17 protein-coding genes are annotated in these 17,322 nt (G+C 67.7%); 3 read left to right on the plus strand and 14 right to left on the minus strand.

Translation table 11 applies throughout. From position 1 onward, the window contains the following. Positions 1–10: 10 nt before the first annotated feature. Complete coding sequence (gene ccoN, locus DM194_RS10345; RefSeq protein WP_111067240.1) at positions 11–1,507, minus strand: cytochrome-c oxidase, cbb3-type subunit I; 1,497 nt, start codon at positions 1,505–1,507, stop codon at positions 11–13. 246 nt (positions 1,508–1,753) lie between these two features. On the opposite strand from ccoN, the gene DM194_RS10350 reads away from it, so the two are divergent. Together DM194_RS10350 and DM194_RS10355 are read left to right on the plus strand one after the other, a co-directional pair. Further along, positions 1,754–2,332, plus strand: coding sequence for a hypothetical protein (locus DM194_RS10350; RefSeq protein ID WP_111067241.1), 579 nt, complete (start codon positions 1,754–1,756; stop codon positions 2,330–2,332). 84 nt (positions 2,333–2,416) lie between these two features. Then, positions 2,417–3,628 carry a class I SAM-dependent rRNA methyltransferase gene (locus DM194_RS10355; protein ID WP_111067242.1) on the plus strand — a complete coding sequence of 404 codons (1,212 nt, stop codon included), beginning with the start codon at positions 2,417–2,419 and terminating at the stop codon, positions 3,626–3,628. A gap of 86 nt (positions 3,629–3,714) precedes the next feature. Here DM194_RS10355 and DM194_RS10360 read toward each other — a convergent pair whose 3' ends face one another. Next, a complete protein-coding gene (locus DM194_RS10360) occupies positions 3,715–5,046 on the minus strand; it encodes a class I SAM-dependent RNA methyltransferase (RefSeq protein ID WP_111067243.1) in 1,332 nt (443 codons plus the stop codon). A 36-nt stretch (positions 5,047–5,082) separates the two neighbouring features. After that, positions 5,083–5,505: an acyl-CoA thioesterase gene (locus DM194_RS10365; RefSeq protein ID WP_111067244.1), complete on the minus strand. Its 423-nt coding sequence runs from the start codon at positions 5,503–5,505 to the stop codon at positions 5,083–5,085. A 180-nt stretch (positions 5,506–5,685) separates the two neighbouring features. Here DM194_RS10365 and DM194_RS10370 point away from each other — a divergent pair, with 180 nt between their 5' ends. Next, positions 5,686–5,931, plus strand: coding sequence for a hypothetical protein (locus tag DM194_RS10370; protein WP_111067245.1), 246 nt, complete (start codon positions 5,686–5,688; stop codon positions 5,929–5,931). A 2-nt stretch (positions 5,932–5,933) separates the two neighbouring features. Here the strand turns inward: DM194_RS10370 and DM194_RS10375 are convergent, their stop codons facing one another. The 11 genes from DM194_RS10375 to DM194_RS10425 form a co-directional block, all read right to left on the minus strand. Further along, a complete protein-coding gene (locus tag DM194_RS10375) occupies positions 5,934–6,761 on the minus strand; it encodes an ABC transporter permease (RefSeq protein ID WP_111067246.1) in 828 nt (275 codons plus the stop codon). A 25-nt stretch (positions 6,762–6,786) separates the two neighbouring features. After that, positions 6,787–7,671, minus strand: coding sequence for an ABC transporter permease (locus DM194_RS10380; protein WP_111067247.1), 885 nt, complete (start codon positions 7,669–7,671; stop codon positions 6,787–6,789). Positions 7,672–7,778: 107 nt separating this feature from the next. Next, the gene (locus tag DM194_RS10385) at positions 7,779–8,555 is read right to left on the minus strand and encodes an Hpt domain-containing protein (protein WP_111067248.1); all 777 of its coding nucleotides are present in this window, start codon (positions 8,553–8,555) and stop codon (positions 7,779–7,781) included. 230 nt (positions 8,556–8,785) lie between these two features. Further along, complete coding sequence (locus tag DM194_RS10390) at positions 8,786–9,331, minus strand: hypothetical protein (RefSeq protein WP_111067249.1); 546 nt, start codon at positions 9,329–9,331, stop codon at positions 8,786–8,788. Between the two features lie 182 nt (positions 9,332–9,513). After that, positions 9,514–10,728, minus strand: coding sequence for a 5-aminolevulinate synthase (gene hemA / locus DM194_RS10395; protein WP_111067250.1), 1,215 nt, complete (start codon positions 10,726–10,728; stop codon positions 9,514–9,516). A 487-nt stretch (positions 10,729–11,215) separates the two neighbouring features. Further along, positions 11,216–11,866, minus strand: coding sequence for a uracil phosphoribosyltransferase (gene upp / locus DM194_RS10400; protein WP_111067251.1), 651 nt, complete (start codon positions 11,864–11,866; stop codon positions 11,216–11,218). 97 nt (positions 11,867–11,963) lie between these two features. Continuing rightward, a complete protein-coding gene (locus DM194_RS10405; RefSeq protein WP_111067252.1) occupies positions 11,964–12,872 on the minus strand; it encodes a diguanylate cyclase in 909 nt (302 codons plus the stop codon). A 207-nt stretch (positions 12,873–13,079) separates the two neighbouring features. Further along, a complete protein-coding gene (locus DM194_RS10410; protein ID WP_111067253.1) occupies positions 13,080–13,724 on the minus strand; it encodes a phosphoribosylanthranilate isomerase in 645 nt (214 codons plus the stop codon). Beyond that, on the minus strand, positions 13,721–14,446 hold the full coding sequence (pyrF, locus tag DM194_RS10415; RefSeq protein WP_111067254.1) for an orotidine-5'-phosphate decarboxylase: 726 nt from the start codon (positions 14,444–14,446) through the stop codon (positions 13,721–13,723). The genes DM194_RS10410 and pyrF overlap by 4 nt, the downstream gene beginning before the upstream one ends. 174 nt (positions 14,447–14,620) lie before the next feature. Then, the gene (locus DM194_RS10420) at positions 14,621–15,172 is read right to left on the minus strand and encodes a biliverdin-producing heme oxygenase (protein WP_111067255.1); all 552 of its coding nucleotides are present in this window, start codon (positions 15,170–15,172) and stop codon (positions 14,621–14,623) included. 22 nt (positions 15,173–15,194) lie between these two features. Then, on the minus strand, positions 15,195–17,075 hold the full coding sequence (locus tag DM194_RS10425; protein ID WP_111067256.1) for an ABCB family ABC transporter ATP-binding protein/permease: 1,881 nt from the start codon (positions 17,073–17,075) through the stop codon (positions 15,195–15,197). Positions 17,076–17,322 lie beyond the last annotated feature (247 nt).

The following is a 17,322-nucleotide window of genomic DNA, read 5'->3' on the forward strand; positions in this document are numbered from 1 at the left end:
TTCCCTAGCGTCAGGCCGCGCCGACCGCCGCCTTGTGCGGGGTGGTGACATAGGGCTTCTCGATGCGGACATCGCCCTTCGCCGTGCGCCACAGGTTGTAGACCATGATGAGAGCGCCGATGACGAACAGAACGCCGCCCATCGCGCGGATCACGTAGAACGGGTGCATCGCCGCGACGGTCTCCACGAAGGAGTACTGCAGGAAGCCCAGGTTGTCGTAGGCGCGCCACATCAGGCCCTGCATGATGCCCGACACCCACATGGCGGTGATGTAGAGCACGATGCCGATCGTGGCGGTCCAGAAGTGGTAGCTGACCAGACGCATGCTGTAGAGCTGCGAGCGCTTCCACAGCACCGGCACGAGGTAGTAGATCGCGCCGAAGGAGACGAAGGCGACCCAGCCGAGAGCGCCGGAGTGCACGTGGCCGACGGTCCAGTCGGTGTAGTGCGACAGGGCGTTGACCGGCTTCACCGACATCAGCGGGCCTTCGAAGGTCGACATGCCGTAGAAGGCGACCGAGGTGACCAGGAAACGCAGGACCGGATCGGTGCGCAGCTTATCCCAGGCGCCCGACAGGGTCATGATGCCGTTGATCATGCCGCCCCAGGACGGCATCCACAGCATGACCGAGAAGGTCATGCCCAGCGTCTGCGCCCAGTCCGGCAGGGAGGTGTAGTGCAGGTGGTGCGGGCCGGCCCAGATGTAGAGGAAGATCAGGGTCCAGAAGTGGACGATCGACAGGCGGTAGGAATAGACCGGCCGCTCGGCGCGCTTGGGCACGAAGTAGTACATGATGCCCAGGAAGCCGGCGGTCAGGAAGAAGCCGACCGCGTTGTGGCCGTACCACCACTGCACCATCGCGCTCTGCACGCCCGACACGAAGCTGTAGGACTTCATGCCGAACAGCGACACCGGGACGTTGATGTTGTTGCCGATGTGCAGGATGGCGACGGTCAGGATGAACGCCATGAAGAACCAGTTCGCCACATAGATGTGCGACTCGCGCCGCGTCATCACCGTGCCGATGAACTGGACCGCATAGAGCACCCAGACGACCGTCAGGTACAGGTCGAGGATCCACTCGGGCTCCGCGTACTCCTTGCCCTGGGTGTAGCCCAGGACATAGCTCAGCGCCGCGAGCACGATGAAGACGTTGTAGTTCCAGAAGATGAACTTGGCCAGCCCTTCGCCCCCGAAGAGATGCTGACGGCAAGTCCGTTGGACCGAATAGAGCGAGGTGGCGAACAGCACATTGCCGCCGAACGCGAAAATCACGGCCGAGGTGTGGACGGGGCGCAGGCGCCCGAAGCTTGTCCACTCCAGCCCGAGATTCAGCGCCGGGAAGGCCAGCTGCAGAGCGATGAAGGTGCCGGCCAGGAAACCGACCACGCCCCAGAACACTGCAGCGATCACGAAGAGTCGGATGGCGTCCTCATAGTAACGCACGTCTTCCGACACCCGCTGGCTGCCCAGGGTGGCCCCTGAAGTCAGAGTCGCTGATGTCATACAATCTCTCCCGTTTGCCCCGGGCGGCCGTGGGGCCGCGCCTTCTGGGTTGCACCACCACTGGGTACGTACTGTTAAGGAGCGGGACAGGTTGCACTCGGAAATGCCAAGAGGGACGCCGCGCGCGCCTGTCTCCAATGGGCCCCACTATGTGTAGGGGGGGCTTCTGCAACATTGATCTACGTCAACGACCCTGGCGGCCCCGCCCTGCCATCGTTCAGTGTCCTTGCAATCGGCCGGACTGAAATGGACGATAGTTTCATCGCGAAACCCCTTGGTCGGCGCCAGATCGACCAGGCCTACCCGCTGGTCTGTGCAATCGCGCCGGGCCTGGGGGTGGAGCAATGGCGCGCATTTGCCGCAGCGGTCCTGGGAAACGCATCCGGGGGTGGTGGAGCCGGACGCTCCGGCCTGCCCGCGGATGCCGGCATCATCACCGTGCAGAACGCCCAGGGCTACATGCACGGGCTGTTCTCCTACGCGGTGGAGCCGCACCTGCGCCACGGCCGGGTGCTGTGCGTCGACAACTTCGTGGTGCTGGACCTGTTCGACGTCGCCGGCATCGCCGAGACCCAGCTGCGGGCGATGGAGGCGCTGGCCCGGCGGCTCGGCTGCGGCGCCATCCACACCACCCTGCCGGAGCGCACCATCCCGCTAGACGCCCGGAGCAACCCGATCCCCGATTGTTTCCGCACCGAAGGCCACCGGGAGGAGACGATCCGCTACTGCAAGGATCTGGCCGTGGTCAACGGCAACGCCCCGGCCCCGGCCCCTGCCCCGGCTCCGGCTCCGGCTCCGGCCGATGGGCCGTGCAGGGTGGAGTAGCGTCCGGCGACGCCCGACCCTATCGGGGGAGCGGCATCAAGGGAGCCGTTGCGTGGCGGCGATTTGCCGTTAGGATGCGGCCCCATGAGCGACACCGGCACCAAACCCGTCAAGAAATACCCGCCGATCCACCTGCAGGCCGGCCGCCAGCGGCGCGTCATGCAGGGGCATCCCTGGGTCTATTCCAACGAAGTCCAGATGGACACCATCGCCAAGGCGGTCCCGCCCGGCAGCCCGGTGCGGCTTCTGGACCCCGGCGGGACGCCGTTGGGCATCTACACCTTCAATCCGCACACGCTGATCGCCGCCCGGCTGCTGTCGAGCGATCCGGCGACCGCGGTGGATCACGCCTTCATCGCCGGCCGGCTGCGCCGTGCGGTCGAACTGCGCGAGCGGCTGTTCTCCCGTCCCTTCTACCGCGTGGTCCATGCCGAGGCCGACGGCCTGCCCGGCCTGATCGTCGACCGTTTCGACGACGTGGTGACGGTTCAGGCCAACTCCGTGTTCATGGACAACCGGATCGACGACATCCTGGCCGCCATCGACGAGGTGATTGCGCCGCGCGCGGTCATCCTGCGCAACGACGGCAGCCAGCGCGCGCTGGAAGGCCTGACGGAGGAGACCCGGCTGGCGAAGGGCGAGATCGACGGCCCGATCCGGCTGGAAGAGAACGGCGTGACCTTCTTCGCCAACCCGCTGGACGGTCAGAAGACCGGCTGGTTCTACGATCAGCGTGACAACCGCGCCTTCATCGCCTCGCTTGCCCGCGGCGGCCGGGCCATCGACTTCTACAGCTACAACGGCGGCTTCGGCATCCAGTGCGCGGTGGCCGGCGCCACCCATGTGGTCGCGGTCGACCGCTCCGCCCTGGCCCTGGAGAACGCCGCCCGCGCCGCCGAGGCGAACGGCGTCGCCGACCGTTTCGAGGCGCGCAAGGCCGATGCCTTCCAGGAGATGGAGCGGCTGAGCGCCGCCGGGGAGACCTTCCAGGTGGTGGTGGCCGATCCGCCGGCCTTCGTGAAGTCGAAGAAGGATCTGGCGGTGGGCTGCCGCGCCTACCGCAAGATGGCGCGTCTGGCCGCGAAGATCACGGCGCCCGGCGGCTTTCTGCTGTGCGGTTCGTGCAGCCACAACGTCGATCCGCCGACCTTCGCCGAGCAGGTCGCCCGCGGCCTGCACGACGCCGGCCGCACCGGCCGCATCCTGCGCAGCGCCGGCGCCGGCCCGGACCATCCGGTCCACCCTCATCTGCCGGAGTCCGCCTATCTCAAGGCGATCGTTCTGCAGTTGGATTGAGCGTCAGGGGGGCGGGAATCAAGCACTCCCTCCCCGCCCCCCTCCCGACGTATTTGGGAAAGAGTCAGGGAGGGGGCATTACGCCCTCACCGCTCGAACAGGCCCACCACCTCGACATGGGCCGACCACAGGAACTGGTCGACCGGCCGGACCTTCACCAGACGATAGCCGCCATCCACCAGCACCCGCGCGTCGCGGGCGAAGCTGGCCGGGTTGCAGGACACCCCCACCACCCGCGGCACCTTGCTGCCGGCGAGTTGCGCCGCCTGGGCGGCGGCACCGGCGCGCGGCGGGTCGAACACCACCGCGTCGTAGCGGTTCAGTTCCTTCACGCCCAGCGGGTTCTCGAACAGGTCGCGCCGCTCCACCGTCAGCCGCAGCCCCTGCACCGAGCGGCCGAGCGCCGCCACCGCCGCCTCGTCGCCCTCCACCGCATGGACCGCGGCTTGTTGCGCAAGCGGAATGGAAAAGGTGCCGATGCCGGCGAACAGGTCGGCGATGCGGGCCGCCGGCCCCACCCCCGCGCGCACCGCGGCGACCAGAGCGGCCTCGCCTTCGGCACTGGCCTGCAGGAAGGCGCCGGGCGGCGGCTGGATCGGAACGCCCGCGAAACGAATGAAGGCCGGACGGCGGTTCGCCACCGGCTCCGGGGCCGCGCGGTCGGTCGGCTGCCAGGCGATGCGGGCGATGCGATCCGGCTCGAAGGCGACCAGCGCCTCGCGGGCGGCACGGTCCAGGCTGCGCGGCCCGACCAGCAGCAGATCGGCCCCGCCCTCCAGGTCGGTCAGCACCACGTCGGCATCCCCGCCGTCCGGCAGCAGGTCGGCCAGCATTGTGCGCAGGGGCTCCACCAGCGCGAACAGGCGGGGCGCCAGGATCGGGCACTCCTCCAGATCGACCAGCCGGTGGCTCTGGCGTTCATTGAAACCGAACCAGACACGCTTGCCCCGCTTCAGCGCCGCGAAGCGGGCGCGGCGGCGGGCACCGGCCGGCGTACGCGCCAGTGGCTCCAGCGTCACCTCGGCCAACCCGACCCGTTCCAGCGCACCGCGCACCATCCCGCTGTTCCAGGCCGCGTACGCCGCATCGTCCATGTGTTGGAGCGTACAACCGCCGCAGCGGCCGAAATGGCGGCAGGGCGCCACCTGACGTCCGGGACCGGGTTCAAGGATTTCAAGAAGTTCGGCCCGTACGCCTTCCCCCTTTCCATCGCCTTCGCCGAAGCGTACGCGCACGCGGTCGCCGGCCACCGCATAGGGCACGAACAGGCGCAATCCGTCGGCATACGCCAACCCGTCGCCGCGGGCGCCGACATCGGTGATGGCGACCTCCCGTTCCCGCGTTTCGGCGGGAGCATGGCTGGTCTTGCGGGCGGGCGGGCGTCCCTTGGCGAAGGGGCGCTTTGCGGGGCGCGTCATGACGGGAGGTCCAGTGAGGGGAATCTTCGCCCCCCTTTACGCCTCCAGCAGCTTGGCGCGCAACGATTCAGGGATAGGCGTCGGACGATGGGCCGCCTTGTCGACGATCACCGCCACCGCCTCCTGCGTGGCGATGCACTGATCGCCCAGGAAAATGCCGCAGCCCAGCGTGATGGAGCTGGTGCCAAGCCGCAGGCTCCGCGCGCCGACCCGCACCGTGTTGGGATAGAGCAGCTCCGCCTTGTATTCGATCAGGCTGCGGGCCAGGACGACGGTCCAGGGGTCTTCCTCGCGGAAGCCGCCGGCCCCGTGCAGCAGGGCGATGCGCGCCTGTTCGAAATAAACGCCGATGGCGTTGTTGTTGACATGGCCCAAGGCGTCCAGGTCGTTGAAGCGCACGCGCTCCTCCCACCAGAAGCGATAGCTGTCGGGGCTCGTCAGGTCGGGCGTGCCGGTCATGCTGTTCCCTTGCCGTATAGGTCAATCCATTTCCGGACTGTGGCGTATGGTCAGGGGACGGTGCAAGCCCGGCCTCCGGTTTACGGGCTCTAATTTGGGGCGCGGCCCGCGAATTCCCGCGCCATCCGCCGATTGGGCGTGTTATTGGAGTCGGACCAACCCTCCGCAACGGACCGGACTATGAGCAAGGACACCACCAACCAGACGGCCGAGGCGCTGTTCGAAAAGGCGCTGTCGATCGCCGAGAAGCATTTGGATGAGGCGATCAAGGAAGGTGGCCCGCTCGGCCCCTACATCGCCGTCGCCATGATCGAAGCCGCGGTGAACGCCGCCGTGGACGAGACCAGCCACGAAGACGTGATCGACATGCTGCGCGACCTCGCCGCCCAGATCGAGGCGGACGCCGACGACGCGGAAGAGGACTGAGTTCAGGCCGACTCCAAGGCGGCTGCGGACCCTGCCTGCCGGCGCGCCTCGCGCCGGCGCAGGATCTCGTAGACGACGGCCCCCAGGATGGTCAGCGCGATCAGCACCAGCGACAGCGCGTTGACCGCCGGGGTCAGGCCGGTGCGCACCTTGGTCGCGATGTAGACGGTCAGGGTGGTGTCCAGCCCGCGCACGAACAGCGTGGTGTTGTAGTTCTCGAAGCTCTGCAAAAAGGCCAGCAGCGACGCCGACAGGATCGCCGGCATCAGGTACGGCAGCGTGATGCGCCGGAACACCTGCCCATGCGTGGCGCCGAGGTCGAGTGCAGCCTCCTCCAGCACCGGGTCGAACCGCTCCAGCCTTGCCGAGAACAGCAGCATGGCATAGGCGGCGATGAAGCTCGACTGCGCGACCACGGTCAGCAACAGCCCGCCGCTGACCCCGAACCATTCCCGCCAGAACACCAGCGTCGAGATGCCGACGATCACCCCCGGCGTCAGCAGCGGCGACACCATCAGCGCGTAGAGGAAGGTCTTGGCCCGGCTGTGCAGCCGGTCGAGCAGCAGCGCCGCCGCCAGCCCCAGCGGCACGGCCAGTGCGATCACCCCCGCCCCCACCATCAGGCTGGTGCCCAGCGCGGCCCACATGCGCTGGTCGTCCCACAGCACCTGGAACCAGTTCAGCGTGAAGCCCATCCACGGCGTCACGGTGGGAAAGCGGCTGCTGTTGAAGGTCGCCGCCGCCATGATGCCCAGCGGCAGGAACAGATAGCCGAAGAACAGAACCAGATAGGCGCCGGTCAGCAGGCGGCGGAAGCGGGCGGCGGTCATGGTTGCGGACTCATGTCGCGATGGCTCATTTCGCAATATCGGCCAGGCCGACGCGGAACAGCCGCATCGCGCCCAGGATGAAGCCGATGCACAGCACCAGCAGGATGAAGGCATAGGCCGCGCCCTGGTTCCAGTTTCCGCCCTCGAAGAACCAGTTGTAGATGATCTCGGTGAACCAGCGGCTGTTCGGCCCGCCCAGCAGGGCCGGGACGGCATAGCTGCCGGCCGCCAGCATGAAGGTCATGATGCAGCCGACGGCGATGCCGGGCTTCGCATGGGGCAGCACGATGCGGCGGTGGATGCGCAGCCAGCCGGCGCCCAGATCCCGCGCCGCCTCGATCTGGTTGCGGTCCAGCGATTCGATGGCGTTGTAGAGCGGGAAGACCATGAACAGGATGTAGACATACACCATGCCGACGATCACCCCGCCGTCGCCGCCGAGGAAGCGCCGCGGCTCGTCGATGATCCCCAGCCCCAGCAGAATCGCGTTCAGCGGCCCGTTGAAGGCCAGGATGATGTACCAGGAGAAGGTGCGCAGCAGCTCGTTGATCCAGAAGGGCACGATCAGCATCAGGATCAGCAGCGGCAGCCGCCGCTTTGGCGCCACCTGGGCCAGATAGAAGGCCACCGGATAGCAGACGGCCAGCGTGGTCAGCGTGACCAGGGCGCTGGCCCAGATCGTCTTCAGGAAGATCGCCAGATGGATCTGGTTGGTCCACAGGGTCAGGTAATTCCTGACCGTGTACACGTCCTCCGGTCCGCCGATCTTGGACGGCGGCAGCGACGGCCGGAAGGAGAAGCCGATCATCATCAGCTGCGGCAGCACCACCAGCAGCGCCAGCCACAGCGCCACCGCCAGCAGGATCACCCCGGTCAGGACCGGGCCGTACCGGCGAAGAACCTCCGTCATTCTGGCGCTGCTCCAGCCTGTTGGACCGGTCCGACGCCTATCATGGGGATTCCCGCCGGCGCAAGCGCGGCTATATGACGATGACGTTCAGACGAGGGGGCGCCCGGTCAGCCGAGATTGTGCCTGGCCACCACCGCGGCGAAATCGTCGCCGAAATGCTCGCCGACGCGGATGACGGAGACGCCCTGCGGAATCTCCTTCAGCGACGGGTGGTCGAGGTTCAGCGAGGTCAGCAGCGCCATCGGCACATGATGGGTCACGCTCATGGCGCGCAGGCCCCGGATCAGGTCGAGTCCGGACAGGCCGTCCATCACCATCGACGCGATGACCATGTCCGGGGGCACGCGGACGGCAAGGCTGATCGACTCGATCGGGTCGGTCACCGTCATGGTGCGGAAACCGCAGGCCGCCAGTTCCGTCCCCAGCTTCTTGGCGACGACCTTGGAAGGCGTGACCAGCATGATCTCGATGTTGCGGACCTCGACATCGGTGACCTGGAATTCATAGCGCACCGGCAGCGCGCGGATGATCCGGTTGGTCTCGGCCAGCAGAGGCTGTTCGGCGCGGTCGACCAGCTCGGAGATGCGGTCGATGAAGATCTGCGCGTCGGTCAGCTGCTTCTCGTCCAGCCGCTTCAGGCCGCTGAGATAATCCTCCAGCCGGTGGGCGACGAGGCTGACGGTGGGATAGCCGAAGCTGGTGCCCATGCCCTTGAAATTGTGAGCCCCCAACCGCAGGACGCCGATGGTCTCGGCATCGTTGCGCTGACCCTTCACGCGATCCGCCAGCGTCGCGTTCATCAATTCCAGCCGATCGCGCGCGTCGTCCACGAACTCCATGCGCAAGCGGTCTTCGAGGTCGTCGGTCGACAGGTGCGAGGCCATGGGGGCGGTTTCCGGATGAGGTAAAGTGGTACCCCGAACGTACATGAAAACCGCGCGCCGAAACAGACGCGCCGCGCCCTGATGTGCAGGACGCAGTCGCGGCCCCGCCGGCCGATGCCTGCGAAGGCAAGCGGCCGGACGGCCGCGCCCGCCGTTTGAGGGCGAGCGTAAAGCCTGATAGGTCAGGCTTTACGCTCGATGATAAAGGAATCCATCAGGTCCTGGCGGTGTCAGAGCCGCGCCAGCAGCCCCTGGAACCAGGCCAGCCGGTCTTCGGCCTGGGCGATGTCCAGGTCCAGCCAGGAGGCGAAATGCCCCTCGCCGCCGATATCCGCCCGCTTCAGGTCACCCAGCCGCACCAGTTCGGTTTCGCAGAGCGCCACGAGATTGTCGATCTGGTCGCGCTGCGACTCGACGTCCAGCAGGTGCAGGAAACGCAGCTTCAGCGCGATGACCAGCTTGTTCAGCCCATCGGCCGACGGCGCGCGGACATTGGCGCGCATCAGCGTCTCGAACTCCGCCCGGCCGGTTTCGGTCGGACCCAGCAGGGCGTTGTCTTCCATGCCGCTGCCGTCCAGCGCCTCGATCAGCCCCTCGTAGCGCAGCATCTCCAGCGAGGTGCCCATCAGGTCCAGTGACGGCCCCATGATGCGGTCGAGGAAATGGCGGACGGCGCCGGCCAGATCGGCGTAGCGCAGCGGACCGCCCTGGATCAGCGTGCCCAGGACGACGAGGCGCACGGCCTCCTTCGGCATCAGCGAGTTGTCACGGTACATGGCGAACCCCCTGGGCGATGCCCCGGAAAAGACGAAGTGGACGGCACGGTAACGGCCGGCCCGCAGCGAAGAAACTGCGAACCGGTCGCAACACTATTCCCAACTTAGGGATAGCCGAACCATATGTCCAGAGGACAAAACGTCCTTAGTGCCGAAGGGGGCTTTGCCGGGGGCCCCTCGCCTCAGGCGGCGAGCCGCAGATCCAGCCGGCTCCACACGTCCAGCAGCGCATCCACCAGCATGCCCATCTGCGCGTCGGTGTGCAGCGGGGTCGGGGTGAAACGCAGCCGCTCCGTCCCGCGCGGAACGGTGGGGTAGTTGATCGGCTGGACGTAGATGTTGTGCCGCTCCAGCAGCTCGTCGGAGGCGCGCTTGCAGCGGTGGGCGTCGCCGACCATCAGCGGAACGATGTGGCTGACCGACGGCATCACCGGCAGGCCGGCATCGGCGAACATCCGCTTCAGCGTGGCGGCGCGCTCCTGATGCTTCGTCCGTTCGGTGTCGCTGCTCTTCAGATGGCGGATGGAGGCGAGAGCGCCCGCCGCCAGAACCGGCGACAGCGAGGTGGAGAAGATGAAGCCGGCGGCGAAGCTGCGGACGCAGTCGATCAGCGCGGTGGAGCCGGTGATGTAGCCACCCTGCACGCCGAAGGCCTTGCCCAGCGTGCCCTCGATGATGGTCAGCCGGTCCATGGCCCCGTCGCGTTCGGCCACGCCGGCGCCGCGGGCGCCGTACATGCCGACGGCGTGCACCTCGTCCAGATAGGTCATGGCGCCGTGCTTGTCGGCGACGTCGCACAGGTCATGGATGGGGGCGATGTCGCCATCCATCGAATAGACGCTTTCGAACGCCACAACCTTCGGACGGCCGGGAGCGATGCCGGACAGCAGTTCGTCCAGATGCTTGGGGTCGTTGTGGCGGAAGATGTGCTTCTCGGCGCCCGAGTTGCGGATGCCGGTGATCATCGAGTTGTGGTTCAGCGCGTCCGACAGGATCACGCAATTGGGCAGGATCTTGCCCAGCGTGGTCAGCGTCGCGTCGTTCGACACATAGCCCGAGGTGAAGAGAAGCGCCGCTTCCTTCTGATGCAGGTCGGCGAGTTCGCGTTCCAGCAGCACATGGTAGATGTTGGTGCCGGAGATGTTGCGCGTGCCGCCGGCACCGGCGCCGACCTGGTCCAGCGCGTCATGCATCGCCTTCAGCACGCTGGGATGCTGGCCCATGCCGAGATAGTCGTTGGAGCACCAGACCGTGACCGGACGCTCGAGCCCGTTGGAATCGCGGAAGGTCGCCGTCGGGAAGTTGCCCGCGTGGCGCTCCAGGTTGGCGAACACCCGGTAGCGGCCGTCCTGCTTCAGGGTCGCAATCTGGTTGCGGAAGAAAGTTTCATAATCCATCGCGCGTTTCCGTTCGCGTTCGTCCACACGGTCGGCTGCACCGCTCGGAACATAAGGGCTAGGCCATTCGTTCGGCGCATCGAGAGGATGGCATGATCCTTACCGATACGCCACCCGGCATTGATCGAAATCAAGCCGCCGTCACATAGGACCATCGCACAGGCGGGATTGTCCCATGCCCTGTGGACGGCGCATGGCCGCTTCCCGCCATCAGGCCGGAAATCCGCCATGACTTGAGATCGACAGCGAAAATATGGGCAGTATTTCCACAATGACCATGGGCGCAGTCCGGGAATACGTGCGCATGCCTGCCTTGACCCGACGGTCACTGGAAACACTTGCAGGATCGCCCATACCGGCGTGAAACGATTTCCCTGCCGCGACAGGGCGATTTGCGCGAGAAAGCAGCGCAATAATCCCCCATCGCGCGCAACCGCCGGACCTGCCCCCAAGGCAGCCGGCCCGGCGGTTACGGACGGGGTTATCCTTACTTGGTGCCGAACATGCGGTCGCCTGCATCGCCGAGACCAGGGACGATGTAGGCGTTTTCGTCCAGATGGCTGTCGAGGGCGGCGGTGAAGACCTTCACGTCCGGGTGCGACTCGTGGAAGCGGCGCACGCCTTCGGGGGCCGCGACCAGCGCCATGAAGCGGATGTTGTGGTCGTCCACGCCATGGCGGTTCAGCACGTCGCAGGCGTGGGCGGCGGAGTTGCCGGTCGCCAGCATCGGATCGACGACGATGAACAGCCGACCTTCGGCCGGCGGCAGCTTCACCAGATATTCGTGCGGCTGCTTGGTCTCATGGTCGCGGTAGAGGCCGATATGACCCTCGCGCGCCGAGGGCACCAGTTCCAGCAGGCCGGCCGACATGCCGAGCCCGGCGCGCAGCACCGGCACGACGGCCAGCTTCTTGCCCAGGAGCACCGGCGCGTCCATCGGCTGCAGCGGCGTCTCGATCCGCTCGGTGGTCAGCGGGATGTCGCGCGTCAGTTCATAGCCCATCAGCAGCGAGATCTCGCGCAGCAGGGTGCGGAACCCGCCGGTCGACCGTTCCTTGTTCCGCATATGGGTCAGCTTGTGCTGGATCAGCGGATGGTCGAGGATGAACAGATTGGGGAATTCGGGCTGAGTGCGCATGGAATCCGGATTGCGGCTGACGGTGAGGTTTGCCCGATCCTACCGCGCCAGGGGGGCCGGGGCCAAGTGGACTGACCGTAGAGGCGCCACAGGCCTGCTACCCCCGCCCCGCCTTGGCCGGAATCGCCTTCTGCTCCGGCCGGTCGATGCCGTAGCGGACCACGCGGTTGCGGCCGGTGTTCTTGGCCTGATAGAGCGCGCGGTCGGCGCAGACAACCAGATCGTCGACGGTCAGGTCGGCCACCGCCTCCACCAGCCCGAAGGACGCGGTGACGGGGATCAGCCGGCCGTCGGGCAGCATCACCGGCGAGCGCATCAGATCGACGCGCAGCCGCTCGATCACCGCATAGCCCTCGTCCAGCCTGGTTTCCTTCAGGCAGACCAGGAACTCCTCCCCGCCCATGCGGAAGGCCTCGTCGAAGCTGCGGACGCCGCGGCTGATGACGGCGGCGGTGGCGGCCAGCACCCGGTCGCCGATGTCGTGGCCGTAGCTGTCGTTGATGCCCTTGAACTTGTCGATGTCGCACAGCGCGACGCAGAAGGGCTGGCCGGTGCGGCGGTAGCGGTTGTGCTCGCGCTCCAGCGCCTCGCTCATGCCGCGGCGGGTGCGCAGGCCGGTCAGCGGGTCCAGGCCGGAGGCCGCGGCGGCAAAGGCGCGCTCCATCCGGCGCAGATGCAGCATGAACTCCTCGAAACGGCCGATCACCCCTTCATATTCGGCCTCGGTCGGCAGTTCGCCGGCGGCCGCCTTCAGCAGGATCAGCCGGGCCTGGCGATGCATCTGCTCGTGCAGGTTGGCCAGCTTCTGCACGGCCGGCTGCTGCAGAAGGTCGTCGCGGCTGGCGGCCTCGCACCAGGCCTGGAAGGACGCCGGGGCCGACGCCCGCTCCCCGCCGCGGCCCTCGCGGTAGAAAACGGCGCGCTGCCACTGGCCGATCCAGCGCAGATGCTCGTCGAGCACTGCGCCGAGCGCCTCGGTTGTGGACGAAGTGGTCGAATCGCTCATGGGCGTATCCTACCCGACGGCGCGGAGTCCCGCCATGCGATCAAGATAAGCCGAAGCATTCGCCTAAAACAGATCGCTTTCGGGCAGAATCGCCTCTAAAGCGGATTCAATCCGCTTTGGACCGCGACGGCGGTCCCGGCCGCTCGTGCGGCCGAAGCCCGACCGGCGGATGAGGTCATATGAATCCAAAGCGAATGCAAATTCGCTTCAAAGGCCGGCGACCGTCGACAAAAAGGCACGGACCAGCGCCGGATCCTTGTGGCCGGGGCGGTCCTCCACGCCCGACGACACATCGACCTCGGTGGCGCCGGTGACGCGCACCGCCTCCTCCACATTCCCGGCGGTCAGGCCGCCCGACAGCATCCAGGGGCGCGGCCAGCTGCGGCCGGCCAGGATCGTCCAGTCGAAGGCGATGCCGTTGCCGCCGGGCAGCGCCGACACCTTGGCCGGCGGCTTGGCGTCGAACAGCAGCCGGTCCGCCACCTCCGCCGCCTCCAGCGCCGCGGTCAGGTCTTCCGGCCCGCCGACGCGGATCGCCTTCATCACCGGCAGCGCGTAGCGGCCCTTGATCTCGGCGATGCGGCGCGGCGTCTCGCCGCCGTGCAGCTGGATCAGGTCGAGCGGAACCTGCCCGGTCACATGCTCCAGGAACTCGTCGTCGGGATCGACGAACAGCCCGACCGAGCGGATGCCGGTCGGCAGCAGCCGGGCCAGTTCCGCCGCCATCGGCGGGGCGATGGCGCGCGGGCTGCGCGGATAGAAGACGAAACCGACATAGCGCGCCCCGCCGGCAACGGCGGCGCGCAGGCTCTCGGGCTCGGTCAGGCCACAGATCTTGGCGGCGACGGTCATGCGGTCTCCCCAAAATGATCATGGATCTCCGCGACGATGCGGCGGGCGGCGGCGGCCGGATCGGGATCGGCGGTGATCGGGCGGCCGATGACCAGATGGTCGGCGCCGGCAGCCAGCGCCTCGGCCGGCGTCATGATGCGCTTCTGGTCGTTGGTGGCGGCCCAGGCCGGACGGATGCCGGGCACCATCAGGATGAAGTCGGGACCGCAGGCCGCGCGGACCAGCGCCACCTCGGCCGGGGAGCAGACGACGCCGTCCACCCCCGACGCCTTGGCGAGCTTCGCCAGGCGCACCACCTGCTCGGCCACCGGCACCGACTGCCCGACGGCGCCCAGGTCGCCCTCGTCCAGGCTGGTCAGCACGGTGACGGCCAGGATCTTCGGCCGGTCGGCGCCGGCGCTCGCCGCCGCATCCGCCGCCGCGCGCATCATCGCCGGACCGCCGGCGCTGTGGATGGTCATGAAGGCCGGCTTCAGCGGCAGCGCGGCACGCACGCCGCCGGCCACCGTGTTGGGGATGTCGTGCAGCTTCAGGTCGAGGAACAGCGGCGGCCCGTCCTCCCCCACCACGGCGCGGATGCCTGCCGGCCCCTGGGCGATGAAGAACTCCAGCCCCAGCTTGATGCCGCCGACGGTCCCGGCCACCTGCCCGGCGATGCGGCGGGCGGCGTCGATCTCGGTGGTGTCGACGGAGCAATAGATGCGCGAGGCTGGCGCGGTCATGGGCAGGCGGTCTCCAGAAACCCTGATGCGGATGGTCCGGCACCCTAGATCGGATCGCGTGAAATCGGAATCGATTTGAAGCGCGGCTCCGATCGCCGAACAGAATGCCGTGGTCTCGGGCGTTTCATATGAAACGCAGCAGACCATGGCAAGGGACGGCACCGCGCGCCGGTTTCACTCCCCATGCTCCGCCGTCCACCGCTCCAGCGCCGCGAACAGGCCGGCGGCGGCGGCGCAGGCGGCGGCCAGCGCCGCGGGATCGGCAAGCTCCTCCTCCAGCCGGACCATCAGCGCCTTCCAGGCCCCGGCCATGTCGAGCCCGTCGGAGGCCAGGAAGCGCGCCCCGCGCCGGGCATCGAACCCCAGCGCCCGGGTGATCCCCGGCAGCATCGCCCGCCCGCCATGGGCCGAGCCGTCCAGGACGTAGCGCGCCGCCAGCCGGGCCGGCGAACTGTCCAGCGGCGGCAGGCCGGTCATCTCCGGCAGCGCGTCGGGATCGGCGCCGAGCACCCGCAGATCCTCGCGCAGCAGCGCCATGCGCGCCGAAGCCGCCTCCCCCAGCGCCCGTTCGACCGGCGCGTTGAAGCCGTGGAGCACGGCCAGCGCGCGGGCATACTGGCCGGCCGTGATGTCCGGCCGGACCAGCGGCTGCAGCACCGCCGCCTTATCCAGCCGGTCGTGGCTTTCCCGCGTCGCGGCGCGCAGCGCCTGCCTTGCCGGTCCCATGTCTTCTCGTTCCCCGTTCCGGTCAGGTCGGCGCCAGCACGCCGGGCAGCGGCGTCGGACCCTGGCTGGATTCCTGCTGCCGCGCCCACAGGGCGGCATAGGCGCCGCGCGCGGCCAGCAGGTCGGCATGGCGGCCTCGCTCGATCACCCGGCCGGCCTCCAGCACCAGGATCTCGTCGGCGTCGATCACGGTGGACAGCCGGTGGGCGATGACCAGCGTGGTGCGGCCGCGGCTGACCTCGCGCAGATTGGCCTGGATTTCCCGCTCGGTGTGGGTGTCCAGCGCGCTCGTCGCCTCGTCGAACAGCAGGATCGCCGGATCCTTCAGGATGGTGCGGGCGATGGCGACGCGCTGCTTCTCGCCGCCGGACAGCTTCAGCCCGCGTTCGCCCACCGTGGTCTGGTAGCCGTCGGGCAACGCCATGATGAAGTCGTGGATGTGGGCCAGCCGCGCCGCCCGCTCCACCTCCGCCGGGCTGGCGCCGGGGCGGCCATAGGCGATGTTGTAGAAGACGGTGTCGTTGAACAGCACGGTGTCCTGCGGGACGATGCCGATGGACGCCCGCAGCGAGGCCTGGGTGACGTCGCGGATGTCCTGCCCGTCGATCGTCACCCGGCCGCCGTTGACGTCGTAGAAGCGGAACAGCAGCCGGCTGATGGTGGATTTGCCGGCGCCCGACGGACCGACGATGGCGACCGTCTTTCCCGCCGGCACGGTGAAGCTGACATCCTTCAGGATCGTCCGGCGCGGGTCGTAGCCGAACTCCACATTCTCGAAGCGCAACTCCGCCCCGTCCACCTCCAGCGGCTTGGCGTGGGGGGCGTCGGCCACCTCGCGGTCGACCGCCAGCAGGGTCACCATCGCCTCGATGTCGATCAGCGACTGCTTGATCTCGCGATAGACGACGCCGAAGAAGTTCAGCGGCTGGTAGAGCTGCAGAAGATAGGTGTTCACCAGAACGAAGTCGCCCAGCGACATGCTGCCGTCGACGATGCCCTTGGCGGCCATGCCCATCACCACCGCCAGACCCAGCGAAATGATCGCCGACTGGCCGACATTCAGCAGCGACAGGCTCTGCTGGCTGCGCACCGCCGCCGCCTCATAGCTCTGCAGCGCTCCGTCGTAGCGGCGGGCCTCATGCTCCTCGTTGCCGAAATACTTGACCGTCTCGTAGTTCAGCAGGCTGTCGATCGCCTTGGTGTTGGCCTTACTGTCGGTGTCGTTCATCATGCGGCGGAACTTGATGCGCCATTCCGACACGAAGAAGGTGTAGAGGATGTAGCCCATCACCGTGGCGAAGGTCGCCAGCGCGAACCAGATGCTGAACAGCTTCCACAGGATGGCGCAGACCAGCGCGATCTCCACCAGCGTCGGCACGATGGAGAACAGGGTGTAGCGCAGCAGCGATTCGATGGCGCGGGTGCCGCGTTCCAGCGAGCGGGTCAGGCCGCCGGTCTGGCGCTCCAGGTGGAAGCGCAGCGACAGCGCGTGCAGGTGCCGGAACACCGACAGCGCCACCTTGCGGATGGTGCGCTGCGCCACCTTGGCGAAGACGGCGTCGCGCAGTTCGGCGAAGACCAGCGAGGTCACGCGGGCGAGGCCGTAGGCGACGATCAGCCCCAGCGGGATGGTGACGGCCGCCCCCGCCCCCGCCCCCGCCCCGCCGGCCGGCGTCAGGGCGTCCACCGCATGCTTGTAGAAGATCGGCACATAGACGTTGGCGACCTTCGCCCCCACCAGCAGGAGCATCGCCAGCACCACCCGCACCCGCGTTTCCACCGAATCGCTCGGCCAGATGTAGGGGGCCAGCGAACGGATCGCCGCGCGCAGATCGCCGGAGGGGCGGGAGAAGGCGCTGGAATCGGAGCCGGACGGAGGGCTTGGCGGAAGACTGCGGCGCATCGGTCTGTTCAGGTCTCGGGGATTGTTCGGAAATCGTGGCGGGATGGCGCCGTTCCGAAGAGCCGTCGCAACGGATTGGGATCAGGCGACCTAACCTAGGGATCCGTACAGCGTCGTCAAAGGGGCATGTCACCGCCTTGGCACGTTTTTGGCGCGGCCCTGGGCAGCTTTCAGTGCATTTCCGGTCGCGATGGCAACGGACTGGAAACCATCTTCCTGTACTCTGCCGGGCATATCGCGTTCGACC

The sequence above is a fragment of the Azospirillum ramasamyi genome (assembly GCF_003233655.1).
GTDB lineage: Bacteria > Pseudomonadota > Alphaproteobacteria > Azospirillales > Azospirillaceae > Azospirillum > Azospirillum ramasamyi.

Excerpts from the sequence above, each read along its gene's own strand:
- ccoN (WP_111067240.1), bottom strand. The coding sequence starts at position 1,507 with ATGACATCAGCGACTCTGACTTCAGGGGCCACCCTGGGCAGCCAGCGG.
- DM194_RS10350 (WP_111067241.1), top strand. The coding sequence starts at position 1,754 with ATGGACGATAGTTTCATCGCGAAACCCCTTGGTCGGCGCCAGATCGAC.
- DM194_RS10355 (WP_111067242.1), top strand. The coding sequence starts at position 2,417 with ATGAGCGACACCGGCACCAAACCCGTCAAGAAATACCCGCCGATCCAC.
- DM194_RS10360 (WP_111067243.1), bottom strand. The coding sequence starts at position 5,046 with ATGACGCGCCCCGCAAAGCGCCCCTTCGCCAAGGGACGCCCGCCCGCC.
- DM194_RS10365 (WP_111067244.1), bottom strand. The coding sequence starts at position 5,505 with ATGACCGGCACGCCCGACCTGACGAGCCCCGACAGCTATCGCTTCTGG.
- DM194_RS10370 (WP_111067245.1), top strand. The coding sequence starts at position 5,686 with ATGAGCAAGGACACCACCAACCAGACGGCCGAGGCGCTGTTCGAAAAG.
- DM194_RS10375 (WP_111067246.1), bottom strand. The coding sequence starts at position 6,761 with ATGACCGCCGCCCGCTTCCGCCGCCTGCTGACCGGCGCCTATCTGGTT.
- DM194_RS10380 (WP_111067247.1), bottom strand. The coding sequence starts at position 7,671 with ATGACGGAGGTTCTTCGCCGGTACGGCCCGGTCCTGACCGGGGTGATC.
- DM194_RS10385 (WP_111067248.1), bottom strand. The coding sequence starts at position 8,555 with ATGGCCTCGCACCTGTCGACCGACGACCTCGAAGACCGCTTGCGCATG.
- DM194_RS10390 (WP_111067249.1), bottom strand. The coding sequence starts at position 9,331 with ATGTACCGTGACAACTCGCTGATGCCGAAGGAGGCCGTGCGCCTCGTC.
- hemA (WP_111067250.1), bottom strand. The coding sequence starts at position 10,728 with ATGGATTATGAAACTTTCTTCCGCAACCAGATTGCGACCCTGAAGCAG.
- upp (WP_111067251.1), bottom strand. The coding sequence starts at position 11,866 with ATGCGCACTCAGCCCGAATTCCCCAATCTGTTCATCCTCGACCATCCG.
- DM194_RS10405 (WP_111067252.1), bottom strand. The coding sequence starts at position 12,872 with ATGAGCGATTCGACCACTTCGTCCACAACCGAGGCGCTCGGCGCAGTG.
- DM194_RS10410 (WP_111067253.1), bottom strand. The coding sequence starts at position 13,724 with ATGACCGTCGCCGCCAAGATCTGTGGCCTGACCGAGCCCGAGAGCCTG.
- pyrF (WP_111067254.1), bottom strand. The coding sequence starts at position 14,446 with ATGACCGCGCCAGCCTCGCGCATCTATTGCTCCGTCGACACCACCGAG.
- DM194_RS10420 (WP_111067255.1), bottom strand. The coding sequence starts at position 15,172 with ATGGGACCGGCAAGGCAGGCGCTGCGCGCCGCGACGCGGGAAAGCCAC.
- DM194_RS10425 (WP_111067256.1), bottom strand. The coding sequence starts at position 17,075 with ATGCGCCGCAGTCTTCCGCCAAGCCCTCCGTCCGGCTCCGATTCCAGC.